The following is a 22,288-nucleotide window of genomic DNA, read 5'->3' on the forward strand; positions in this document are numbered from 1 at the left end:
GAAGAATTCATTTTCTTCTTTTTTAATCTTTACAACGTAATAAAAATACCACAGCCTGGTCGGCTGCGGTATTTAACGATTTTTTTCTGCTATTTATTTTACTGTCATTCTGCTACGAACTTCTTTTAATAGGAAGAGATATTTGGCTTCTGCCATTTTGAGCTGGCAGATTACCTCTTCGGATGGCTCTACACTTTTCTCAACAAGGCTTTTTTGTTTTGTCCAACGATCTTTGCACGACTCGGTTGTTTCCATGAGCTTGGCATCGAACTGTTTTTTCAAACGGTCTTTTTTACGAAAAAACATAGCTAGTGTTAGCCCCTTTACATGGATTTATCAAAGTTAAATTATATTTCTCTTCGTCCTTCTAACGCCTTGGATAGTGTCACTTCATCAGCGTACTCCAGGTCTCCGCCGACCGGAAGACCGTGTGCGATACGCGTCATTTTGATTCCTGTCGGTTTTAGAAGCCTTGATATATACATGGCGGTTGCTTCTCCCTCAATATTGGGATTGGTAGCGAGAATCAGTTCCTGAACCACATCATCCTGTAATCGTTTGATTAGTTCAGGGATTTTGATATCCTCCGGTCCAATTCCATCCATGGGCGAGATGGCACCATGCAATACATGGTAGAGTCCGTTATAGTCCTTCATCTTCTCCATGGCGATTACATCCTTGGTTTCCTGGACTACGCAAATAACAGTCTGGTCACGTCGGTTATCCTCACAGATATAGCATGGATCCTTATCGGTGATATGTCCGCAAACAGAGCAGTACGATAAGTTCCTTTTCGCATTGACCAATGCTTTCGCAAAGTCCAATACGGTGTCTTCTTTCATATTCAATACGAAAAAAGCCAGACGTGCGGCCGTTTTCGGGCCGATACCCGGCAATTTCATAAAGCTGTCGATCAGCTTTGATATAGGCTCAGGATAGTGCATAAAGGTCCTCCTAGAAAAGTCCTGGCATGTTTAACCCTTTGGTGAATTGACCCATTGTATCATTAGTCAACTCCTCCATTTTCTTCAAGGCATCATTTGTAGCAGCCAATACTAGATCTTGCAACATTTCGATATCTTCCGGGTCTACTACTTCCTCTTTAATATTCACAGAAATGATTTCTTTCTGGCCGTTCACAACAACCGTCACCATACCGCCGCCAGCAGTACCTTCAATTGTCTTTTCCGCTAGTTCCTCTTGCGCTTTCGCCATATCCTTTTGCATCTTTTGCATTTGTTTCATCATTTTTTGCATGTTACCCATTCCGCCACCACGCATCATAAGTCATTCCTCCTATTATTGGTTAGTAGTTTATTCTTTTATTTCAATCAGCTCGGGACCTACCAATTTCTTGGCCTCTTCAATAAATGGGTCCTCTTCCTGCTGGTCTCCACCTGTCTCATCTTTCTGGCCGCGGATGAAGTCCTCCCGAATCTGCTGCCACTCCGTTTCCGGTACAGCCAGCATATCGAAGGATTTTCCGGTAAGCTCCATCAAGATTTGCTCCAGGTTCTGCTTTACCTGGTCATCAGATGCCATCTTGCAATGTATCTCATACTTGAATTTTAACACAAAAGCCTGGTTGGAAGCAGCCACCGGCTCACTATCTGTCAATAAAGCCGCATGGGACACCCTGTTCTGCTTCCGAAGCGTCTCCAATAGCTGAGCCCAGCTGCCTTTTATGCTTTCCAGATCGCCTCTTGTCGCAGTTTTCAGCACTTCCTGGATTCGCCCGACTGCCGGTTTGAACCCATTACGTGATCCCCCACCAGATCTTGCAGGTGTTTTGGCTGCTGCCGCCGCTTGGTTGGCTTCGACCTGTTTACCCGAAGATAATTCTTTCACTTTGTTTTCGAGCAAAGTGATTTTCTTCATGAGGATATTCACCTGATCTTGGTCTGCACTTTCCTTCGAGGAACCCTCAAGCTGACAGAGTTTCACAATTGCCACCTCAAGATAGATCCTTGGATGATTGGTCCACTTCATCTCCTGCTGACTCTTATTGAGTATATCGATCGTTTCATAGATGGTCTCAGAAGGGATTTCCTCCGCAAACGTCCTGAATCCCTCATCCACCTGCACTCTATCCAGGATCTGTTCGAGCCTTGGGGCAGTTTTGTAGAGAAGCATGTCCCGATAATAGAAAATCAAATCCTCCAAAAATCTCGAAGGATCCTTGCCTGATCGGAAAACGGAATTCAGGGAATCCAAAGCATCCGCTACATTCTTTTGGTGTAGGGCTTTTACCAGATCGGTCAGAAACGTCTGAGAAACAGATCCTGTTATGGAAAGGGCATCCTGGACAGTTAGGACTCCGTCGCTGAAGGAGATGGCCTGATCCATCAAACTTAACGCATCACGCATTCCCCCCTCAGCCGCTCTTGCTATTACAGCAAGGGCATGGGGCTCACTTTTGATCGCCTGGGCATTCAGCACGGTTTGCAACCTGCCGACAATGGATTCCGCCGTAATTCTTCTGAAATCAAATCGCTGACAGCGCGATATGATGGTCAGCGGAATTTTATGCGGCTCGGTTGTAGCCAGAATGAAAATCACGTGTTTCGGAGGCTCTTCCAGCGTTTTTAATAACGCGTTGAAGGCTCCGATGGAAAGCATATGTACTTCATCTATGATATATACTTTATACTTGACCGCGCTCGGTGCATATTTCACCTTGTCCCTGATATCACGGATTTCATCGACCCCGTTATTGGAGGCCGCATCGATTTCCATTACATCGGAAATGGATCCATCTGTGATTCCCCTGCAGGAGGGGCATTCGTTACAAGGCTCTGCAACAGGAGCGTGTTCGCAGTTCACTGCCTTTGCTAATATCTTTGCCGCACTTGTTTTTCCGGTTCCTCTTGGGCCTGAAAAAAGATAGGCATGGGAGAACTTCTGTTGAAGCAGGGCGTTTTGTAAGGTTTTGGTTATATGTTCCTGTCCCACGACATCCTGAAAAAGCTGTGGTCGAAAAACACGATATAAAGCTTGATATGCCACCAATATGCCCTCCTTCTTTCTTATCCTTTCCATTATACCGTAGAAATGGAGTCAATTTCAAAAGCAAACATGAAAAGGCTTGATTTATTTTCGCATAAAGAATAAAAAGACAGCAAAAAACCCACCCTGCAATAGAGTGAGTTTGAATGACTATTTATAACTGCCGTGCACCTTCTGTCGATTAGCCACCATAAGCGTTACTTAAGCAGTTAGCTCGACCCAGGCAACCCTGCGGCACATGAGAGAGTCCGCTTAATGCTGCTTCCTTCCGGACCTGACATGGTTCACGGGTTCCCATTGCGCAGGACCCAGGTGTCAACACCACTTACTTAAGGCAGACCCTACAGCCTGCTAACCTCGAGAAGGGATTCAGCCTCGCTAGAGCGGATTGCGAGTTCAGGGCACCGCTACCTCCCCGCTTAGCACGACAAAATTAAAACCAATAGGTTAGTGCGTCATTATGTCCGACGCATAATTTAGTATAAGGGGAAAAAGGAAAAATTGCAACCATAATCACCTGTAAAATTTTAGGACTCGGTTTTCAACTGCTGCTTTTTCTCCTTCTTTTGCTGACGAAGCCTTCTGAAGAAATCGGAAAGAAGAGTTCCACACTCTTCCTCCAGTACCCCACTTACTATTTCGGTTTGGTGATTAAATCGTGGTTCGTCCAACAGGTTCATCAATGTACCGGCGCAACCTGCTTTCGGATCAATGGCACCGTACACGACCTTTTGCACTCGTGATAAAACGATGGCGCCCGCACACATCGGACATGGCTCGAGTGTGACATAAAGGGTGGTATCCTCCAACCTCCATGTACCAAGCTTCTTGCATGCTTCATCGATAGCCAGTATTTCGGCATGGGTAATGGATCGCTGAGTCGTCTCCCTCAAGTTATGGCCCCTAGCAAGGACTTCTCCGTCCTTGACTATGACCGCTCCGATCGGCACTTCCGCCAATCCTTCCGCTTTTTTCGCTTCTTCTATTGCCAGTTTCATGAACCATTCATCGGTTTTTTCTTGCATAACCCGTATTCCTTTCTTTTTGCATGCTCGTATATATTCTTGACCCCAATTCCATACACTAATCTGCATGAGGTGATAATACTTGGAGCACACAGCATTACTTATTATTGATATTATCAATGATTTTCAGTTTAAGCACGGAAAAACACTGGCGAAGAAGACCGCAGCCATTGCACCAAATATATTAAAACTTAAAAAACTCATGAAGACGAACGGTCTTCCAATCATCTATGTAAACGATCATTATCAGCTATGGCAGGCAGACTATAACAAGATTATGGAGAAATGCAATAATCCACTTAGTAAAAGCATCATTGAAAATCTCTGCCCTGAAGGAGATGACTATTTTCTGATTAAACCGAAGCACTCTGCATTTTTTGGTACTGCCCTACATACTCTTCTGTCCCAACTTGGGGTAAATTCTCTCATCCTGACTGGCATTGCCGGGAATATATGCGTCCTTTTCACTGCAAATGATGCATATATGCGAGAGATAAAGCTTCATGTACCAACCGATGCCATTGCTTCTACGGCAGACGAGGATAATGAATACGCGATTACGATGATGAGGAATGTCCTGAAGGCCTCCATCTATACGACAGATGTATTGTTGAAGCAATAAAGAACCTTGCATGTTTCCCTCACTATTCTCATACATTGATAAAGGATGATGAATAGGAGGGACGAACCATGCAAATTCATGTCGTTCAGCAAGGACAAACAATCTACGGGATTTCGCAGACTTATGCAACGACCCCTGAAGATATAATAGAAGCAAACGAATTGCCCAATCCCGATAATCTTGTAATAGGGCAGGCGCTTGTAATTCCAATCGTGGGAAGGTTCTATTATGTGCAGCAAGGCGATACTCTTACTTCAATAGCAAGGAAATTCAATACAACACCACAGCGCCTGGCACAAGTAAACCAATTGAATGCCAATCAACCACTGCGCACAGGAATCAGACTATATATTCCACCACAGCCAAAACGGGAAGCGGAAATCAATGCATATATTGAGCCTAGCGGAAATACGGTTTCCCCTCAACTGGAACAGAGTGCAAGAAACGCGGCTCCCTATCTGACCTACCTCGCACCATTCAGTTTTCGCGTGCAGCGTGACGGCTCTCTGAAGGAACCGCCACTGAACAACTTTCCGCAAATAGCCCAGGCGAATAACGTCACACTCATGATGGTCCTCACCAATCTCGAGGAGGATGGCTTCAGTGATGAGCTCGGCAAAATCATTTTGACGAATATGTCTGTCCAGAACAAGTTTCTCGACAATGTTGTGGCAACAGCTAAAAAATATAACTTTAAGGATATCCATTTTGATTTCGAATTCCTGCGACCGGCTGATAAGGAAGCCTATAACACGTTTTTACGAAAAGCACGCGACCGTTTCAAAAAGGAAGGATGGCTCATTTCCACCGCTTTGGCACCAAAAACAAAGGCAGACCAAAAAGGGAAATGGTATGAAGCCCACGACTACAAAGCACACGGTGAGATTGTAGACTTTGTCATCATTATGACTTATGAATGGGGCTATAGCGGCGGACCACCTATGGCTGTCTCGCCGATCGGGCCTGTAAGAGAGGTGCTTGAATACGCATTGACCGAAATGCCAGGAAATAAAATCATGATGGGACAGAATCTATACGGATATGACTGGACGCTTCCGTTCAAGCCTGGCGGGGAGTTTGCCAAAGCGATCAGTCCTCAGGCGGCCATCCAGCTTGCCAGTGATAATAATGCGGCCATTCAATACGATGAGGAGGCACAGGCCCCCCATTTCAATTATTGGGATAAACAAGGGAAGGAACATAAAGTTTGGTTTGAGGATGCCCGGTCGATCCAGGCAAAGTTTGACTTGTTAAAAGAATTGAACTTGAGAGGCATCAGCTATTGGAAGCTCGGACTCTCCTTCCCGCAAAATTGGCTCCTGATAACCGATAACTTCAATGTAGTAAAAAACCCTACAGCTCGGTGGTATCATCAATCATATAGATAATTAGTTCGGAGGCTGAAATGGTATTCAGTCTCTTTTTTTTCATAATTTCCTAATCCATATCTACATCATCTATGATAGAATGTTAAATGTCTGTCAAAATATTGATGAGTGTTCGGTTTAATTAAGGGGGTTCATTGGATGCAAGCAACACCATTTATTACAGTTGAAGGGCCGATTGGTGTTGGAAAAACCTCACTTGCAAAGAAGATTGCAGAGGAGTTCCAGTATCAGTTATTAAAAGAAATAGTAGATGAAAATCCTTTTCTCGGAAAATTCTATGAAGATATAGATGAGTGGAGTTTCCAGACTGAAATGTTTTTTCTGTGCAATAGATATAAGCAGCTAGAAGATATCGATCGGCTTCATTTACAGGACGGGGCACCGGTTGTATCGGATTACCACATCATGAAGAATCTTATTTTTGCAAAGCGTACATTAAGGGACAAACAGTATGACAAATACCTGCAAATCTACGACATCCTGACATCGGATATGCCTAAACCAAATGTCATCATCTATTTGCATGCAAGTTTGGATACCTTATTAAGAAGGATTGAAATGCGTGGCAGAGATATCGAAAAGAAAATCGACCCGCTTTATCTACAACAGCTTAGTATGGATTATGATGAAGAAATGGATCGACTAGAACAGCAATACCCATCCCTGCCGATCTTGCGTTTCAACGGGGATGAAATAGATTTTATTCAGCGGGAAGAGGATATGCAAAAAATCTTCGACCAATTGCGCGATACCTTGAAAAAAGGAGTTATCATTTAATGAATCTACGTGAAAAATACGGCATCCCATCCAATGCGGTCATTACGATTGCCGGAACAGTCGGTGTCGGAAAATCAACCATGACAAACGCCTTAGCAAACGCACTAGGCTTTCGTACTTCTTTCGAAAAAGTCGATACAAATCCATATCTGGACAAGTTCTATGCGGATTTCGAACGCTGGAGCTTTCATTTGCAGATCTACTTCCTGGCGGAGCGCTTTAAGGATCAGAAGAAGATTTTCGAATATGGCGGAGGGTTCGTTCAGGATCGTTCCATTTATGAAGATACAGGGATTTTCGCAAATATGCATTATGAAAAAGGGACGATGACGAAGGTGGATTATGAAACCTATACAAGCCTTTTTGAGGCAATGGTCATGACACCATATTTCCCTCATCCGGACCTCTTGATCTATTTGGAAGGAAGCTTGGATGATATTCTTGGCAGAATCCAGGAACGCGGTCGTCCAATGGAACAGCAAACACCAATCTCGTACTGGGAAGAAATGCACGAACGCTATGAAAAGTGGATCAACAGCTTTCACGCATGTCCTGTACTTCGATTAAATATCAACGACTATGATGTCTTGAGAAATTCCAATTCCGTTGAACCAATCATCGAAAAGATTTCCCATCATATGAAGCAGTCACTTCTGCTAAAAAAATAAGCCGCCTATATAGGCGGCTTATTTTATTGTCTCAGACGGCGTCGCTTCCATCTTTGACAATAAAAAAATCGTTACTTTCTCCAATGTAACGAACAATCTCCATTTTATGCGCTTTAGGTAAAATCACCTTTTATAAATAAATCGATGGAGGAGGAAGGGGGATTCGAACCCCCGCGGGTTTTGACACCCCTGTCGGTTTTCAAGACCGATCCCTTCAGCCGGACTTGGGTATTCCTCCGTATCAACAAAAAGTAATATATCATATTTCAAAATAACTTGTCAACGCAATAAAAAAAAAGGATGGAGATTTTTTTCTCCACCCTATTTTTGTTCACTATTTAGTCAAAATTTGCTTGCCACCCATATAAGGACGCAATACTTCAGGAATCACGACAGATCCATCCGCCTGCTGGTAGTTCTCGATAATGGCAGCAACCGTACGGCCAATCGCCAGGCCAGAACCATTCAGTGTATGCACATGTTCCGGTTTCCCCTTAGGATCACGACGGAAACGAATGCCTGCACGACGTGCCTGGAAGCTCTCAAAGTTACTGCAAGAAGAAATTTCACGGTATGTCTCAGCACTCGGAATCCATACTTCGATGTCGTACTTCTTCGCAGCTGTAAAACCTAAGTCCGCTGTACACATGCTCAGCACACGGTATGGCAATCCAAGAAGCTGCAATACTTTCTCAGCATTTCCTGTTAATTTTTCAAGCTCTTCATAAGAATCTTCCGGCTTCACAAACTTCACAAGCTCCACTTTATTGAATTGATGCTGGCGAATAAGACCACGAGTATCACGGCCTGCAGAACCCGCTTCTGAACGGAAGCATGCACTGAATGCTGCATAATTGATTGGCAGCTGATCGGCACTCAGAATTTCATCACGATGCATGTTGGTAATCGGAACCTCAGCAGTTGGTACAAGGAAGTAGTCTTCTTTTTCAATCAGGAAAGCATCTTCCTCGAACTTTGGAAGCTGTCCGGTCCCTGTCATACTTGCACGGTTTACGAGGTATGGAGGCAGCACTTCTGTGTATCCATGCTCATCAACATGTAAATCAAGCATGAAGTTGAATAGAGCTCTTTCCAATCGCGCACCAAGTCCGCGATAGAATACAAAACGGCTTCCTGTTACTTTGCCGGCACGTTCGAAGTCCAGGATTCCCAGTTCATCTGCAATATCCCAGTGTGCTTTTACCTCGTGATCAAATACAGGAACCTCTCCCCATTTACGAACTTCCACGTTGTCATCCTCTGTTTCTCCAACGGGCACGCTCTCATGAGGGATATTGGGAATGGACATCAGTAAAAGATCCAATGTCTCTTCTACCCCTCTTAGCTCATCATCCAATTCTTTAACTTTGTCTCCAACTTCTCGCATTTCCTTGATCAGATGATCGGCATCCTGCTTTTCACGCTTCATTACAGCGATATGTTGGGATACTTCATTACGCTTGCTTTTCAGTTGTTCCGTCTGACCCAACAAATCTCTTCTTTTCGCATCAAGCTCTTCAAAACGGTCAAGATCGGTTAAATCTTCCCCGCGGTGTGTAAGCTTACCTTTAATTTCTTCAAAATTGGCACGCAATAGTTTTAAATCCAACATTATTCCTGTTCCTCCTTTTTTAAAACACAAAAAACCCCCGTCCCCATATAGGGACGAGAGTTTGATATCCCGTGTTGCCACCCTTGTTGAAAAAGGCATGTAAAACCTTTTCCCACTTCATTCGATAACGGTAATAATCTTACCGAAGTGACTTACTATACCTGAAAACGGTAATTCGGTTCACTGCTCAAGGATGGATTCTCAAGTGTTCTACATCGGTTTTCACCAGCCACCGACTCTCTGAAGTAATAACAGCCTGATACTATTTCCTCTCAACGCTTTGGCTATATTTTCTTGTTAACGAATAATTTACTACAAGTTTCTCTTACTTGCAATAGTTTTATACACTATTTTATTTAGACTCTTTCACCATATTAACAAAATATTGCGTGATACGGTGATCGTCCGTCAATTCCGGATGGAACGAACAACCGAGGAATTGTCCTTGTCTTGCTGCTACAATGCGGCCATTATGCTTGCAAAGGACTTCTACATCCTCTCCAACCTCCACGATGTGTGGAGCACGGATAAAGACGCCTACAAAGTCATTGGCCACGCCAGCGATCGTAAGTTCCGCCTCAAAACTGTCGACTTGACGGCCAAATGAATTACGCTCCACTTTGGCATCCATCAAACCAAGATGCGGCTCCTCATACCCGACAATTTCCTTCGCAATGAGAATAAGTCCTGCACATGTACCAAAAACAGGCTTTCCACTTGCACCGAATTCGCGCAATGGCTCCATGAAGGAATATTTATCAATTAAACGACGCATGGTCGTGCTTTCCCCACCGGGAATAATCAGACCATCAATCTCAGCTAGCTGTTCCACTTTCTTTACTACAATTGCCTCTGCTCCAGATGCTTCGATCGATTTCACATGCTCCCGAACTGCACCTTGAAGTCCCAGGACTCCAACCTTAACCATGATTCAAAACTCCTTTACTTACCAGCCACGCTCTTGCATGCGATTTTCAGGTAATAGTGTAGAAATCTCGATGCCTTTCATTGCTGTACCCAAACCTTTTGATAGGCTGGCAATCAACTCATAATCCTGGTAGTGAGTAGTCGCTTCTACAATGGCACGAGCAAATTTAGCCGGGTTCTCGGATTTGAAGATACCAGATCCAACAAATACCCCGTCAGAACCTAATTGCATCATTAATGCTGCATCTGCAGGTGTCGCAATACCACCAGCAGCGAAGTTAACTACCGGTAGACGGCCAAGACGCTTAATTTCAAGAAGCAATTCAAAAGGTGCTCCTAATAATTTTGCTTCTGTCATCAATTCATCTTCATTCATTCCTACCACTTTGCGAACTTGTGCGTTCACTTTACGGATGTGACGAACAGCTTCCACGATGTTACCTGTACCAGGCTCACCTTTTGTACGAAGCATGGAAGCACCTTCACCGATACGGCGGGCAGCTTCACCAAGATCACGGCAACCACAAACGAAAGGCACTTTATATTGGCGCTTGTCCAAGTGATACTCTTCATCGGCAGGAGTCAACACTTCACTTTCATCGATGTAGTCTACTCCCATCGCTTCTAAAATACGAGCTTCTACAATATGACCGATACGAGCTTTAGCCATTACCGGAATAGTAACTGCCTTCATTACCTCTTCCACGATTGTAGGATCTGCCATTCGTGCCACTCCACCAGCTGCACGGATATCAGCAGGAACGCGCTCTAATGCCATAACCGCTACTGCTCCAGCTTCCTCAGCGATCTTAGCTTGCTCCGCATTGACAACATCCATGATGACGCCGCCTTTTTGCATTTCTGCCATTCCACGTTTTACACGATCAGTACCTGTTAAAGTCATCGAGAATTCCCCCTGTATGTAGATTAAAATAGTTTTAAATAAAATGGACCTTGTCCATATGATTTTCTTACACGTCCTTTATTTTACCTCAATTCCGATAAAAATCCTAATAAATTTCTTTCACGCAATGAAAATCGTCCCGGCCCCGGTATGCCCGGCACATTTCCCCGATATAAAAAATAAGTGCAGAAAGACATGATAGTCTCTTTGCACTTATTTGTCTGACACTTTATTAAAACAGTCCCTTGATGGAACTAGCAATGGTGGACCAAAGATCTCCGAAGAATCCTCCAATACCACGCATCGTCAGGACGAACCAGTTGGCTTTTTCCACCGCTTCTGTTGTGACAACATCAGCCTGTGCACCACTTTTGTTTTCCTCAAATAGGTAGCCTGTCTCATCTTCCCCAGTATATTCGACTGTGAGATATCCAACCTTTGCCCCTTTTTCGATAGGAGCAGTGATTTCTTTCTTTTTGTTTACTACCTTTTCATCAAACACATATAACGGCTCAAATTTCTCTTCTTCGCCACGTTTCACCAATACTTTAAGCGATTCACTTGTTGCAACTTCCACATTTTTTTCTTTCCCTTTTACTACTTTCAAGTTGGAATTTTCATCAATTTGATAGTTCGCAGGGTAGATTTCTTTTACCGAGAAGTTTGCATAACCATAATCGAATAATTTTCTTGTTTCGTCAAAGCGGGCCTCTACATCAGGTTGGCCGTCTTCATTTTTTGCGTTCATTACCACGGAAATAAAACGCATGCCGTCCTTCTCTACCGTACCCGTGAAAGAGTACCCGGCAAAGTCCGTGTAACCGGTCTTGATACCGTCCACACCTTCATACCCCTTAACCAATGAAGGGATCATCCAGTTCCAGTTGGACATTTCAATTCTGTCATCCGTATCTTCTCTGAACACTTGTTTCGCAATGCTTGAAGTCTCCAGAAGTTCCGGGAAATCCTTCAGCAAGTGAAAGGCAAGCTTAGCTGTTGCACGTGCTGACATCACATTCTCTTCGTCAGCTGCAGTGTTTGCCGGATGCATCCCGTATAGGTCTCCATTGTTCAGTCCAGTGGTATTCACAAACTTATAGTCTTTCAATCCTAATTCTTCTGCTTTTTCATTCATTTTAACAACAAATGCTTCTTCGGAGCCAGCAACCATTTCAGCCAGTGCAATCGTGGCTCCGTTTGCTGAGTAGATGGCCATCGCCTCATACAGTTCCCTTGCATTGTAAGTTCCATCTCTGCGCAATGGAACGTTCGATAAACTTGTATCTTGAGAAATCGTATGAACATATTCAGTTACATTGTACTGATCTTCCCAAGATAATTTCCCTTCATGTACAGCCTCAAGAATTAGGTATTCTGTCATCATTTTCGTCATACTTGCAATTCCGAGTACTGTATCGATGTTCTTTTGGTAAATGATTTTCCCTGTGCTTTGTTCAAGTAGTAGAGCAGCTTCCGCATTTATATTTAAATGGTCATTTTCCTCTGCTTGTACATCTTGTATCGAAAAAATCGTCGTCAATAAAGTAATGGCTAATAAACTAGCAATAAAACGTTGAAGATTTTTTTTCACAATAAATTACCCTCCAGAAACTTTTTCACATAGTCGTTATTTTATCACACTATTTCCAAAAAAAATAGACAGAGAAAGACTTGTTCTTTCTCTGTCACAACTATGACTATGCGACTATTGTTTGTTATCAAATGGAATAGTTGGGGGATTCTTTTGTGATTTGGACATCATGTGGATGGCTCTCACGCAGCCCTGCACCCGTCATCTTCACAAACTGGGAATTTTCTCTTAAGGATTGTAGGTCCTTTGTTCCACAATACCCCATACCTGAACGAAGTCCGCCAACCATCTGGTAGATTGTGTCAGCAACCGGGCCTTTATATGGAATGCGTCCTTCAATGCCTTCCGGAACAAATTTCTTGTTGTCCTCTTGGAAGTATCGATCCTTGCTTCCTTTTTCCATTGCACCAACAGAACCCATGCCGCGATACACTTTAAATCTTCTGCCTTGGAATATTTCCGTTTCTCCAGGACTTTCTGTTGTACCTCCAAGCATACTTCCGAGCATTACTGCATGACCGCCGGCAGCCAAAGCTTTTACGATATCTCCGGAATACTTGATACCGCCATCCGCTATAATGGATGCACCATGCTTGCGAGCCTCTGATGCACAGTCATATACCGCTGTAATCTGAGGAACCCCTACACCTGCTACCACACGGGTTGTACAGATGGAACCAGGTCCAATCCCTACTTTGATCACATCTGCTCCAGCTTCAATCAGATCCTTTGTTGCTTCTGCCGTTGCCACATTTCCTGCAATGATGTTCAGCTTTGGATACTTGCTTCTGATTTTCTTCACCGTATCCAATACCCCTTGCGAGTGACCGTGAGCAGTATCCACAACGATTGCATCCACACTCGCCTGAACTAATTTTTCAACTCGAAGCATCGTATCACCTGTCACCCCGACAGCTGCCCCTACCAGCAGTCTGCCTTGGTCATCCTTGGAGGAATGAGGGAATTCAATTACCTTTTCAATATCCTTTATCGTGATTAGACCTTTTAAGATTCCTTTCTCATCTACTAGGGGAAGCTTTTCAATCTTATATTTCTGTAAGATGCTTTCCGCTTCTGCTAAAGTCGTACCTACGGAAGCAGTTACTAGGTTTTCTTTTGTCATGACGTCGGAAATCGGAATGGAGAAATCTTGGATGAAACGCAGATCACGGTTAGTAAGAATACCCACAAGCTTTTGCTCTTCCTTGTTATTCACAATCGGCACACCGGAGATTCTGTACTTGCCCATTAAATGCTCTGCATCAAACACTTGATGATCGGGAGTTAAAAAGAAAGGATCGGTAATTACGCCTCTCTCAGAACGTTTTACTTTATCCACTTGCTCTGCTTGCTGTTCAATTGACATGTTTTTATGGATTATCCCTAAGCCACCCTGTCTCGCCATTGCTATAGCCATCTCAGCTTCTGTCACAGTATCCATACCCGCACTGATAATCGGTATATTCAACTGCAAGGTCTCTGTCAGCTTCACCTTTAAACTAACATCTCTAGGCAATACCTCAGACTTGGCTGGTACGAGTAATACATCATCAAAAGTTAATCCTTCTTTTGCAAATTTGCTTTCCCACATGACAAAATTTTCCCCCTTCTTTTCCTCGAATATATTTATAGTAGATTATCAACTGGACAAAATACTGTCAAGGATACTATTATAAGTTGGATTTTTCAAAAAATTTAATTTATATCCAAATCAATCGAGGAAGTGGAAGAAAAACATGGCTCACTCTAACTTAAATCTTTTTCACCCATTCCTATCTGTAGAAACCGCCCAGAAATTACTAAAAAAAGGCTATCACAAAAATCAGGTGGAAAACTATGAGCAAAAGAGCTATCAAAACGCTTACAGTTTTATTTACTTTATTGAGCATGGGTTAACCTACCTTCAGCAAACCAAAAACTCACCTCTCTCCATAAAACCCGTCCTTTTATTTTATGGAATGATTCAGCTGCTAAAAGCTTGCCTGCTCACTGTAGATCCCTCCTATCCGGAATCAACGGCAGTATTGGCACATGGAGTCTCTACAAGAAAAAGAAAAAAACAAAGCTATGAATTCATCCAGGACGAAGTAAAAATACAAAAGAACGGCCTATTTTCGCACATCAGCGACAAAATGTTTCATGTGAAACAAATGGAAGGGACAAAATACTCCATGCAAGAACTTCTCTACTCTATTCCTGAGTTGGAAGAAGCCATTAAAATCACAAAAAATAAAATACCTTTCTTGCCGATTGGTCTGGCAACTGCTTCCACCGTTTCCATTCCTTTAACTATCCTTGATGACTACAAATTGACGCAGGATCGGTTTATTCAGTATTTCCAAACGCACACATCCTTCAAGCATCTTGCAAACGAACAACCCAAGCAGATGATGACTTTCAGCGGCACTCAGGAAAATCAGTCCTTAAGCTATTCACCACTGCTCTATCATCATCAAAACTCGATGCTCTATATAACACGGAAAAAAGAGCATTTCACTTTCTTTCCAGAGGTGCTTGTACATTACCTCTTGCTCTATAACCTAAGTATGATTTGTCGTTACGAAACGGAATGGTGGGGAGAACTCCTCCACACCTTCAACAGCAGCGACCTCTCACTCATCATTCAATTCCTAGATATCACCGCAGGAAAAACAGCACACTACCTACACACATTCCTAATGCGTGTATTTGATATCGAAGAATAAGTAAAACACTGCCGGGCACAGGAGGCATCCCTTACTTCCTCTGCCCCCTCACCAGTGCCCCGCCCACCAATCCCTCACCACACCATTGCCTGGCTCCACCACCAACCACCCCACCTCTTTCTCCCCTAAACAAAAAAGAGGGGCCTGGCACTAATAAGTACCGTCCCCTAACTACGCAAATCCAAAGATGCAAACCAAAAAATAAACACAAAAAGACCAGTACCTCTTTCTTACCGTCATCCCTTCTGTTTACCCTTTATCACGGTACGAACCGCTATTGTACCTACCGTCACTCGCACTTTTCACCGCTATCACGGTACGAAACACTCCCTCCCCTACCATCACCCTCCCTCCACATACATCAGTGCCAGGCCCCTCCCTCCACCACCCAACCTCTTTCTCCCCAAAACAAAAAAAGAGGGGCCTGGCACTAATAAGTACCATCCCCTCACAACACTCATCCAAAGAACAACATAAAACAAACACAAAAAAGACCAGCACCTCATCAGCACTGACCTTTTCCCTAATTTGCCTGGCAACGTCCTACTCTCACAGGGGGACAGCCCCCAACTACCATCGGCGCTGAAGAGCTTAACTTCCGTGTTCGGTATGGGAACGGGTGTGGCCTCTTCGCCATCATTACCAGACATATTCAATTGAAGGATGTTCCTTCAAAACTAGATAACGTATTTTCTTACCAAGATTCACAAGTGTCGTTCATTGTTTTTTGGGTTAAGTCCTCGATCGATTAGTATTCGTCAGCTCCACATGTCGCCATGCTTCCACCTCGAACCTATCTACCTGATCATCTTTCAGGGATCTTACTTGCTAGAAGCAAAAGGAAATCTCATCTTGAGGGGGGCTTCATGCTTAGATGCTTTCAGCACTTATCCCGTCCGCACGTAGCTACCCAGCTATGCCTTTGGCAAGACAACTGGTACACCAGCGGTGCGTCCATCCCGGTCCTCTCGTACTAAGGACAGCTCCTCTCAAATTTCCTGCGCCCACGACGGATAGGGACCGAACTGTCTCACGACGTTCTGAACCCAGCTCGCGTACCGCTTTAATGGGCGAACAGCCCAACCCTTGGGACCGACTACAGCCCCAGGATGCGATGAGCCGACATCGAGGTGCCAAACCTCCCCGTCGATGTGGACTCTTGGGGGAGATAAGCCTGTTATCCCCGGGGTAGCTTTTATCCGTTGAGCGATGGCCCTTCCATGCGGAACCACCGGATCACTAAGCCCGACTTTCGTCCCTGCTCGACTTGTAGGTCTCGCAGTCAAGCTCCCTTGTGCCTTTACACTCTGCGAATGATTTCCAACCATTCTGAGGGAACCTTTGGGCGCCTCCGTTACTCTTTAGGAGGCGACCGCCCCAGTCAAACTGCCCACCTGACACTGTCTCCCAGCCCGATAAGGGCTGCGGGTTAGAATTTCAATACAGCCAGGGTAGTATCCCACCGACGCCTCCACCGAAGCTAGCGCTCCGGCTTCTCAGGCTCCTACCTATCCTGTACAAGCTGTACCAAAATTCAATATCAGGCTACAGTAAAGCTCCACGGGGTCTTTCCGTCCTGTCGCGGGTAACCTGCATCTTCACAGGTACTATAATTTCACCGAGTCTCTGGTTGAGACAGTGCCCAGATCGTTACGCCTTTCGTGCGGGTCGGAACTTACCCGACAAGGAATTTCGCTACCTTAGGACCGTTATAGTTACGGCCGCCGTTTACTGGGGCTTCGGTTCAAAGCTTCGCTTGCGCTAACCTCTCCCCTTAACCTTCCAGCACCGGGCAGGCGTCAGCCCCTATACTTCGCCTTACGGCTTCGCAGAGACCTGTGTTTTTGCTAAACAGTCGCCTGGGCCTATTCACTGCGGCTCTCTCGGGCTTTAACACCCTAACAGAGCACCCCTTCTCCCGAAGTTACGGGGTCATTTTGCCGAGTTCCTTAACCAGAGTTCTCTCGCTCACCTTAGGATTCTCTCCTCGCCTACCTGTGTCGGTTTGCGGTACGGGCACCATACTCCTCGCTAGAGGCTTTTCTTGGCAGTGTGAAATCAGGAACTTCGGTACTATATTTCCCTCGCTGTCACAGCTCAGCCTTAATGAGAAGCGGATTTGCCTACTTCTCAGCCTTGCTGCTTAGACGCACATATCCAACAGTGCGCTTACCCTATCCTTCTGCGTCCCCCCATTGCTCAAACGGAGTGGAGGTGGTACAGGAATATCAACCTGTTATCCATCGCCTACGCCTTTCGGCCTCGGCTTAGGTCCCGACTAACCCTGAGCGGACGAGCCTTCCTCAGGAAACCTTAGGCATTCGGTGGAAGGGATTCTCACCCTTCTTTCGCTACTCATACCGGCATTCTCACTTCTAAGCGCTCCACCAGTCCTTCCGGTCTAGCTTCAACGCCCTTAGAACGCTCTCCTACCACTGTTCGTAAGAACAGTCCGCAGCTTCGGTGATACGTTTAGCCCCGGTACATTTTCGGCGCAGAGTCACTCGACCAGTGAGCTATTACGCACTCTTTAAATGGTGGCTGCTTCTAAGCCAACATCCTGGTTGTCTAAGCAACTCCACATCCTTTTCCACTTAACGTATACTTTGGGACCTTAGCTGGCGGTCTGGGCTGTTTCCCTCTTGACTACGGATCTTATCACTCGCAGTCTGACTCCCATAGATAAGTCTTTGGCATTCGGAGTTTGACTGAATTCGGTAATCCGATGAGGACCCCTAGTCCAATCAGTGCTCTACCTCCAAGACTCTAACATATGAGGCTAGCCCTAAAGCTATTTCGGAGAGAACCAGCTATCTCCAGGTTCGATTGGCATTTCACCCCTACCCACACCTCATCCGCTCACTTTTCAACGTGAGTCGGTTCGGGCCTCCATTCAGTGTTACCTGAACTTCACCCTGGACATGGGTAGATCACCTGGTTTCGGGTCTACGACCACGTACTCATTCGCCCTATTCAGACTCGCTTTCGCTACGGCTCCGTCTCATCGACTTAACCTTGCACGGGATCGTAACTCGCCGGTTCATTCTACAAAAGGCACGCTATCACCCATTAACGGGCTCTAACTACTTGTAGGCACACGGTTTCAGGATCTATTTCACTCCCCTTCCGGGGTGCTTTTCACCTTTCCCTCACGGTACTGGTTCACTATCGGTCACTAGGGAGTATTTAGCCTTGGGAGATGGTCCTCCCTGCTTCCGACGGGATTTCTCGTGTCCCGCCGTACTCAGGATCCACTCAGGAGGGAACGAAGTTTCAACTACAGGGTTTTTACCTTCTATGACGGACCTTTCCAGATCGCTTCATTTACCCCGTTCCTTTGTAACTCCATGTTGAGTGTCCTACAACCCCAAGAGGCAAGCCTCTTGGTTTGGGCTAATTCCGTTTCGCTCGCCGCTACTCAGGAAATCGCGTTTGCTTTCTCTTCCTCCGGGTACTAAGATGTTTCAGTTCCCCGGGTCTGCCTTCAGTACCCTATGTATTCAGGTAAAGATACTGCTCCATTACGAGCAGTGGGTTTCCCCATTCGGAAATCTCCGGATCAAAGCTTACTTACAGCTCCCCGAAGCATATCGGTGTTAGTCCCGTCCTTCATCGGCTCCTAGTGCCAAGGCATCCACCGTGCGCCCTTAATAACTTAACCGTTGACAAACTAATTGTCATGTTTTTTCGATATCAGCGATGATATTTTAAAAGAAAATTACTAAGATGAACGATACTTGTGAATGTATCTTGATATTACTTAACGTTATCTAGTTTTCAAGGAACATGTTTGACAAATGGAATATTTGTCTGTTGGTGGAGCCTAGCGGGATCGAACCGCTGACCTCCTGCGTGCAAAGCAGGCGCTCTCCCAGCTGAGCTAAGGCCCCTAAAAGTTCTATAATTAAAAAATGGTGGGCCTAAGTGGACTCGAACCACCGACCTCACGCTTATCAGGCGTGCGCTCTAACCAGCTGAGCTATAGGCCCCTAATTTATATATGAGAGAGTTCTCTCAAAACTAAACAAAACAAACAGCGTCATATTCCTTAGAAAGGAGGTGATCCAGCCGCACCTTCCGATACGGCTACCTTGTTACGACTTCACCCCAATCATCTGTCCCACCTTAGGCGGCTGGCTCCAAAAGGTTACCCCACCGACTTCGGGTGTTACAAACTCTCGTGGTGTGACGGGCGGTGTGTACAAGGCCCGGGAACGTATTCACCGCGGCATGCTGATCCGCGATTACTAGCGATTCCGGCTTCATGCAGGCGAGTTGCAGCCTGCAATCCGAACTGAGAACGGTTTTATGGGATTGGCTCGACCTCGCGGTTTTGCTGCCCTTTGTACCGTCCATTGTAGCACGTGTGTAGCCCAGGTCATAAGGGGCATGATGATTTGACGTCATCCCCACCTTCCTCCGGTTTGTCACCGGCAGTCACCTTAGAGTGCCCAACCTAATGCTGGCAACTAAGATCAAGGGTTGCGCTCGTTGCGGGACTTAACCCAACATCTCACGACACGAGCTGACGACAACCATGCACCACCTGTCACTCTGTCCCCCGAAGGGGAAAGCCCTATCTCTAGGGTTGTCAGAGGATGTCAAGACCTGGTAAGGTTCTTCGCGTTGCTTCGAATTAAACCACATGCTCCACCGCTTGTGCGGGCCCCCGTCAATTCCTTTGAGTTTCAGTCTTGCGACCGTACTCCCCAGGCGGAGTGCTTAATGCGTTAGCTGCAGCACTAAAGGGCGGAAACCCTCTAACACTTAGCACTCATCGTTTACGGCGTGGACTACCAGGGTATCTAATCCTGTTTGCTCCCCACGCTTTCGCGCCTCAGTGTCAGTTACAGACCAGAAAGTCGCCTTCGCCACTGGTGTTCCTCCAAATCTCTACGCATTTCACCGCTACACTTGGAATTCCACTTTCCTCTTCTGCACTCAAGTTCCCCAGTTTCCAATGACCCTCCACGGTTGAGCCGTGGGCTTTCACATCAGACTTAAGAAACCACCTGCGCGCGCTTTACGCCCAATAATTCCGGATAACGCTTGCCACCTACGTATTACCGCGGCTGCTGGCACGTAGTTAGCCGTGGCTTTCTGGTTAGGTACCGTCAAGGTGCGAGCAGTTACTCTCGCACTTGTTCTTCCCTAACAACAGAGCTTTACGACCCGAAGGCCTTCATCACTCACGCGGCGTTGCTCCATCAGACTTTCGTCCATTGTGGAAGATTCCCTACTGCTGCCTCCCGTAGGAGTCTGGGCCGTGTCTCAGTCCCAGTGTGGCCGATCACCCTCTCAGGTCGGCTACGCATCGTCGCCTTGGTGAGCCGTTACCTCACCAACTAGCTAATGCGCCGCGGGCCCATCCTTAAGTGATAGCCGAAACCATCTTTCAATAAGGAACCAGGAGGTTCCTTATATTATCCGGTATTAGCTCCGGTTTCCCGAAGTTATCCCAGTCTCAAGGGCAGGTTGCCCACGTGTTACTCACCCGTCCGCCGCTAACTTACAAAAGCAAGCTTTTGTAAGTTCGCTCGACTTGCATGTATTAGGCACGCCGCCAGCGTTCATCCTGAGCCAGGATCAAACTCTCCAATAAAGAGTTTGAGCTTATGCTCAAATGTTGACTAGCTTATGTTTCTTTTTCGTTCTTTGTAATCCGTATAAGATTAACGTGGACGCTGTTGTTTTGTTTAGTTTTCAAAGAGCTCTTTCGGTAGAAGCTTTGTTAAAAGCGACCCCTTTAATATAACACAAATCATTATTTTAAGTCAACGTTTTTTTGAAATTCTTTTTTCGAAGAATGTTATTCACAATTGCTTGTGTTGCTGACTTGATTGATTATAGCACGGGGTTTGTCCCGATGCAATTACTTTTTTAATATATGATTAAATTATTTTCAAAGATAAAAGAATGGTCACGCTGCTGGGCGCCCGCGTGACCATATCAATTTTTAATAGCGTTTAAAAGAGCCTTCCCTATTTGATAATCTCTTCTACAAAAAGATCCAGTTCCTGATTCAAAGAAATAAATTGTTCACTGTCTTCTATTCTTACCATCGGCCTTGTTGGGGTTGCTGGATCGATGAATACCACATCCACAATTTTTCGGTTTGAAAGTCTCAATTTTGCGCCTACGCTGATTCTGCATACACTGTTTGTCAGCGCTTGAACGACAGCCAGATCATACTTTCCGAAAGTTTCGTGCTTCAGTTGCTCGATCACTTTGAACGGTGATTGCTTGCTTCGATACTTTCTTGGAGAGGTCATAGCGTGAAAAACATCGGCAACTGCCAGTATTTTCGTATAATCGTGTATTTTATCCTCAGATAGACCAAAAGGATAGCCACTTTTATCATAACGTTCATGATGCTGCAGCACAGCGAGCTTGATCTCATCTTGAATGACAGGCTGCTTGCTCACCATCTGATAACTGAATATCGGGTGTTCTTTTATCTGGTCAAACTCTTCTTTCTTTAATACGGCTACATTTTTTAAGATTTTCTGGTCTATTCTGGACATTCCACAATCCATTAGAAATCCTGCAATGCCTACCTGAATGACATCCTTCTTTTTGAAGCCCATGGATTTTGCAATGGAAGCTGCGATGATGGCCACCGCAACCGAGTGGTGAAAGACGTATTCTTCCTCATTGGTGTAATGGTAGACCGAGAACACCTCTTGTGGAAAGACCAAGGATTTTTCAATCATCGGAATAATGGCCTTTCGAACCTCTGCGTAATCGATAGGTGCACCTGATTGCCAGGTTTGATACAGACGCTTATAGCTTTGTGTTGCCTTGAAGTACATCTGCAGGAAGGAATCCTCTTTCGGCTTTTCCTCTCGAACAGGTAAAAGCTGAGGGTTGAATGGCTGTCCATTTGAAAGGAATGCTTCGATCTCGACTTCATCTATTAAAAAAAGCTCCAAGATTTCGATATGTTGACTTGTAAGAACTGTTCGTTTTGTCATAATTGGTTTAGTCGTCAGAGATTTTACTTCCTTTGCTAATATACACCCTTCCACCAATTGTTCAGTTTTCACTAACATACACGCTTTCC

The 22,288-nt window shown here is 45.2% G+C and carries 16 protein-coding genes, 3 tRNA genes, 3 rRNA genes, 1 other RNA gene and 1 other annotated feature; of the genes, 5 read left to right on the top strand and 18 right to left on the bottom strand.

Annotation, left to right across the window (positions count from 1 at the left end; translation table 11 throughout):
• Positions 1-93: 93 nt before the first annotated feature.
• From ABN702_RS20200 to tadA, 6 genes are all read right to left on the bottom strand, one after another.
• On the bottom strand, positions 94-306 hold the full coding sequence (locus ABN702_RS20200) for a YaaL family protein (RefSeq protein ID WP_417898414.1): 213 nt from the start codon (positions 304-306) through the stop codon (positions 94-96).
• Between the two features lie 41 nt (positions 307-347).
• The gene (gene recR / locus ABN702_RS20205) at positions 348-944 is read right to left on the bottom strand and encodes a recombination mediator RecR (protein WP_204420210.1); all 597 of its coding nucleotides are present in this window, start codon (positions 942-944) and stop codon (positions 348-350) included.
• Between the two features lie 10 nt (positions 945-954).
• Positions 955-1,281, bottom strand: a complete 327-nt coding sequence (locus tag ABN702_RS20210; protein WP_386646339.1) for a YbaB/EbfC family nucleoid-associated protein — start codon at positions 1,279-1,281, stop codon at positions 955-957.
• Positions 1,282-1,314: 33 nt separating this feature from the next.
• The gene (gene dnaX, locus ABN702_RS20215; protein ID WP_417898415.1) at positions 1,315-3,006 is read right to left on the bottom strand and encodes a DNA polymerase III subunit gamma/tau; all 1,692 of its coding nucleotides are present in this window, start codon (positions 3,004-3,006) and stop codon (positions 1,315-1,317) included.
• Between the two features lie 163 nt (positions 3,007-3,169).
• An RNA gene (gene ffs / locus ABN702_RS20220) (signal recognition particle sRNA large type) lies at positions 3,170-3,434 on the bottom strand.
• Positions 3,435-3,533: 99 nt separating this feature from the next.
• A complete protein-coding gene (gene tadA, locus ABN702_RS20225; RefSeq protein WP_417898416.1) occupies positions 3,534-4,031 on the bottom strand; it encodes a tRNA adenosine(34) deaminase TadA in 498 nt (165 codons plus the stop codon).
• 82 nt (positions 4,032-4,113) lie between these two features.
• Here tadA and ABN702_RS20230 point away from each other — a divergent pair, with 82 nt between their 5' ends.
• The 4 genes from ABN702_RS20230 to ABN702_RS20245 all read left to right on the top strand — a co-directional run bounded on the left by ABN702_RS20230 (position 4,114) and on the right by ABN702_RS20245 (position 7,486).
• Positions 4,114-4,653: an isochorismatase family cysteine hydrolase gene (locus tag ABN702_RS20230; RefSeq protein ID WP_417898417.1), complete on the top strand. Its 540-nt coding sequence runs from the start codon at positions 4,114-4,116 to the stop codon at positions 4,651-4,653.
• Between the two features lie 68 nt (positions 4,654-4,721).
• Positions 4,722-6,041 carry a glycosyl hydrolase family 18 protein gene (locus tag ABN702_RS20235; RefSeq protein ID WP_417898418.1) on the top strand — a complete coding sequence of 440 codons (1,320 nt, stop codon included), beginning with the start codon at positions 4,722-4,724 and terminating at the stop codon, positions 6,039-6,041.
• A gap of 138 nt (positions 6,042-6,179) precedes the next feature.
• Positions 6,180-6,818: a deoxynucleoside kinase gene (locus tag ABN702_RS20240; protein ID WP_417898419.1), complete on the top strand. Its 639-nt coding sequence runs from the start codon at positions 6,180-6,182 to the stop codon at positions 6,816-6,818.
• On the top strand, positions 6,818-7,486 hold the full coding sequence (locus ABN702_RS20245; protein ID WP_204420221.1) for a deoxynucleoside kinase: 669 nt from the start codon (positions 6,818-6,820) through the stop codon (positions 7,484-7,486). Before ABN702_RS20240 ends, ABN702_RS20245 begins: the two co-directional genes overlap by 1 nt.
• A gap of 145 nt (positions 7,487-7,631) precedes the next feature.
• Here the strand turns inward: ABN702_RS20245 and ABN702_RS20250 are convergent.
• The 6 genes from ABN702_RS20250 to guaB all read right to left on the bottom strand — a co-directional run bounded on the left by ABN702_RS20250 (position 7,632) and on the right by guaB (position 14,111).
• Positions 7,632-7,724: transfer RNA gene (locus ABN702_RS20250), tRNA-Ser, on the bottom strand.
• 96 nt (positions 7,725-7,820) lie between these two features.
• A complete protein-coding gene (serS, locus tag ABN702_RS20255; RefSeq protein WP_417898420.1) occupies positions 7,821-9,098 on the bottom strand; it encodes a serine--tRNA ligase in 1,278 nt (425 codons plus the stop codon).
• 46 nt (positions 9,099-9,144) lie between these two features.
• Positions 9,145-9,383, bottom strand: a binding site (T-box leader).
• A gap of 67 nt (positions 9,384-9,450) precedes the next feature.
• Positions 9,451-10,026, bottom strand: a complete 576-nt coding sequence (gene pdxT, locus ABN702_RS20260; protein ID WP_386646307.1) for a pyridoxal 5'-phosphate synthase glutaminase subunit PdxT — start codon at positions 10,024-10,026, stop codon at positions 9,451-9,453.
• Between the two features lie 18 nt (positions 10,027-10,044).
• Entirely contained in the window at positions 10,045-10,929 is an 885-nt protein-coding gene (gene pdxS / locus ABN702_RS20265) for a pyridoxal 5'-phosphate synthase lyase subunit PdxS (protein WP_417898421.1), read from the bottom strand.
• Positions 10,930-11,161: 232 nt separating this feature from the next.
• Positions 11,162-12,520 carry a D-alanyl-D-alanine carboxypeptidase family protein gene (locus ABN702_RS20270; protein ID WP_417898422.1) on the bottom strand — a complete coding sequence of 453 codons (1,359 nt, stop codon included), beginning with the start codon at positions 12,518-12,520 and terminating at the stop codon, positions 11,162-11,164.
• A 127-nt stretch (positions 12,521-12,647) separates the two neighbouring features.
• Positions 12,648-14,111, bottom strand: a complete 1,464-nt coding sequence (gene guaB, locus ABN702_RS20275; RefSeq protein ID WP_417898423.1) for an IMP dehydrogenase — start codon at positions 14,109-14,111, stop codon at positions 12,648-12,650.
• A gap of 145 nt (positions 14,112-14,256) precedes the next feature.
• On the opposite strand from guaB, the gene ABN702_RS20280 reads away from it, so the two are divergent.
• On the top strand, positions 14,257-15,225 hold the full coding sequence (locus ABN702_RS20280; RefSeq protein ID WP_417898424.1) for a YaaC family protein: 969 nt from the start codon (positions 14,257-14,259) through the stop codon (positions 15,223-15,225).
• 530 nt (positions 15,226-15,755) lie between these two features.
• On the opposite strand, the gene rrf is transcribed toward ABN702_RS20280, so the two are convergent.
• From rrf to ABN702_RS20310, 6 genes are all read right to left on the bottom strand, one after another.
• A 5S ribosomal RNA gene (rrf, locus tag ABN702_RS20285) occupies positions 15,756-15,872 on the bottom strand.
• Positions 15,873-15,953: 81 nt separating this feature from the next.
• Positions 15,954-18,886 (bottom strand): 23S ribosomal RNA (locus ABN702_RS20290).
• 153 nt (positions 18,887-19,039) lie between these two features.
• Positions 19,040-19,115: transfer RNA gene (locus tag ABN702_RS20295), tRNA-Ala, on the bottom strand.
• A 22-nt stretch (positions 19,116-19,137) separates the two neighbouring features.
• Positions 19,138-19,214 (bottom strand) — tRNA-Ile (locus tag ABN702_RS20300).
• A gap of 63 nt (positions 19,215-19,277) precedes the next feature.
• A 16S ribosomal RNA gene (locus ABN702_RS20305) occupies positions 19,278-20,827 on the bottom strand.
• Together the 16S, 23S and 5S rRNA genes with 2 tRNA genes alongside form the textbook arrangement of a ribosomal RNA operon.
• Positions 20,828-21,206: 379 nt before the next feature.
• Positions 21,207-22,277, bottom strand: a complete 1,071-nt coding sequence (locus ABN702_RS20310) for an HD-GYP domain-containing protein (RefSeq protein WP_417898425.1) — start codon at positions 22,275-22,277, stop codon at positions 21,207-21,209.
• Positions 22,278-22,288: the final 11 nt, after the last annotated feature.

Source organism: Bacillus haimaensis (assembly GCF_048270625.1).
Classification (GTDB): Bacteria; Bacillota; Bacilli; order Bacillales; family Bacillaceae_I; genus Sutcliffiella_A; species Sutcliffiella_A haimaensis.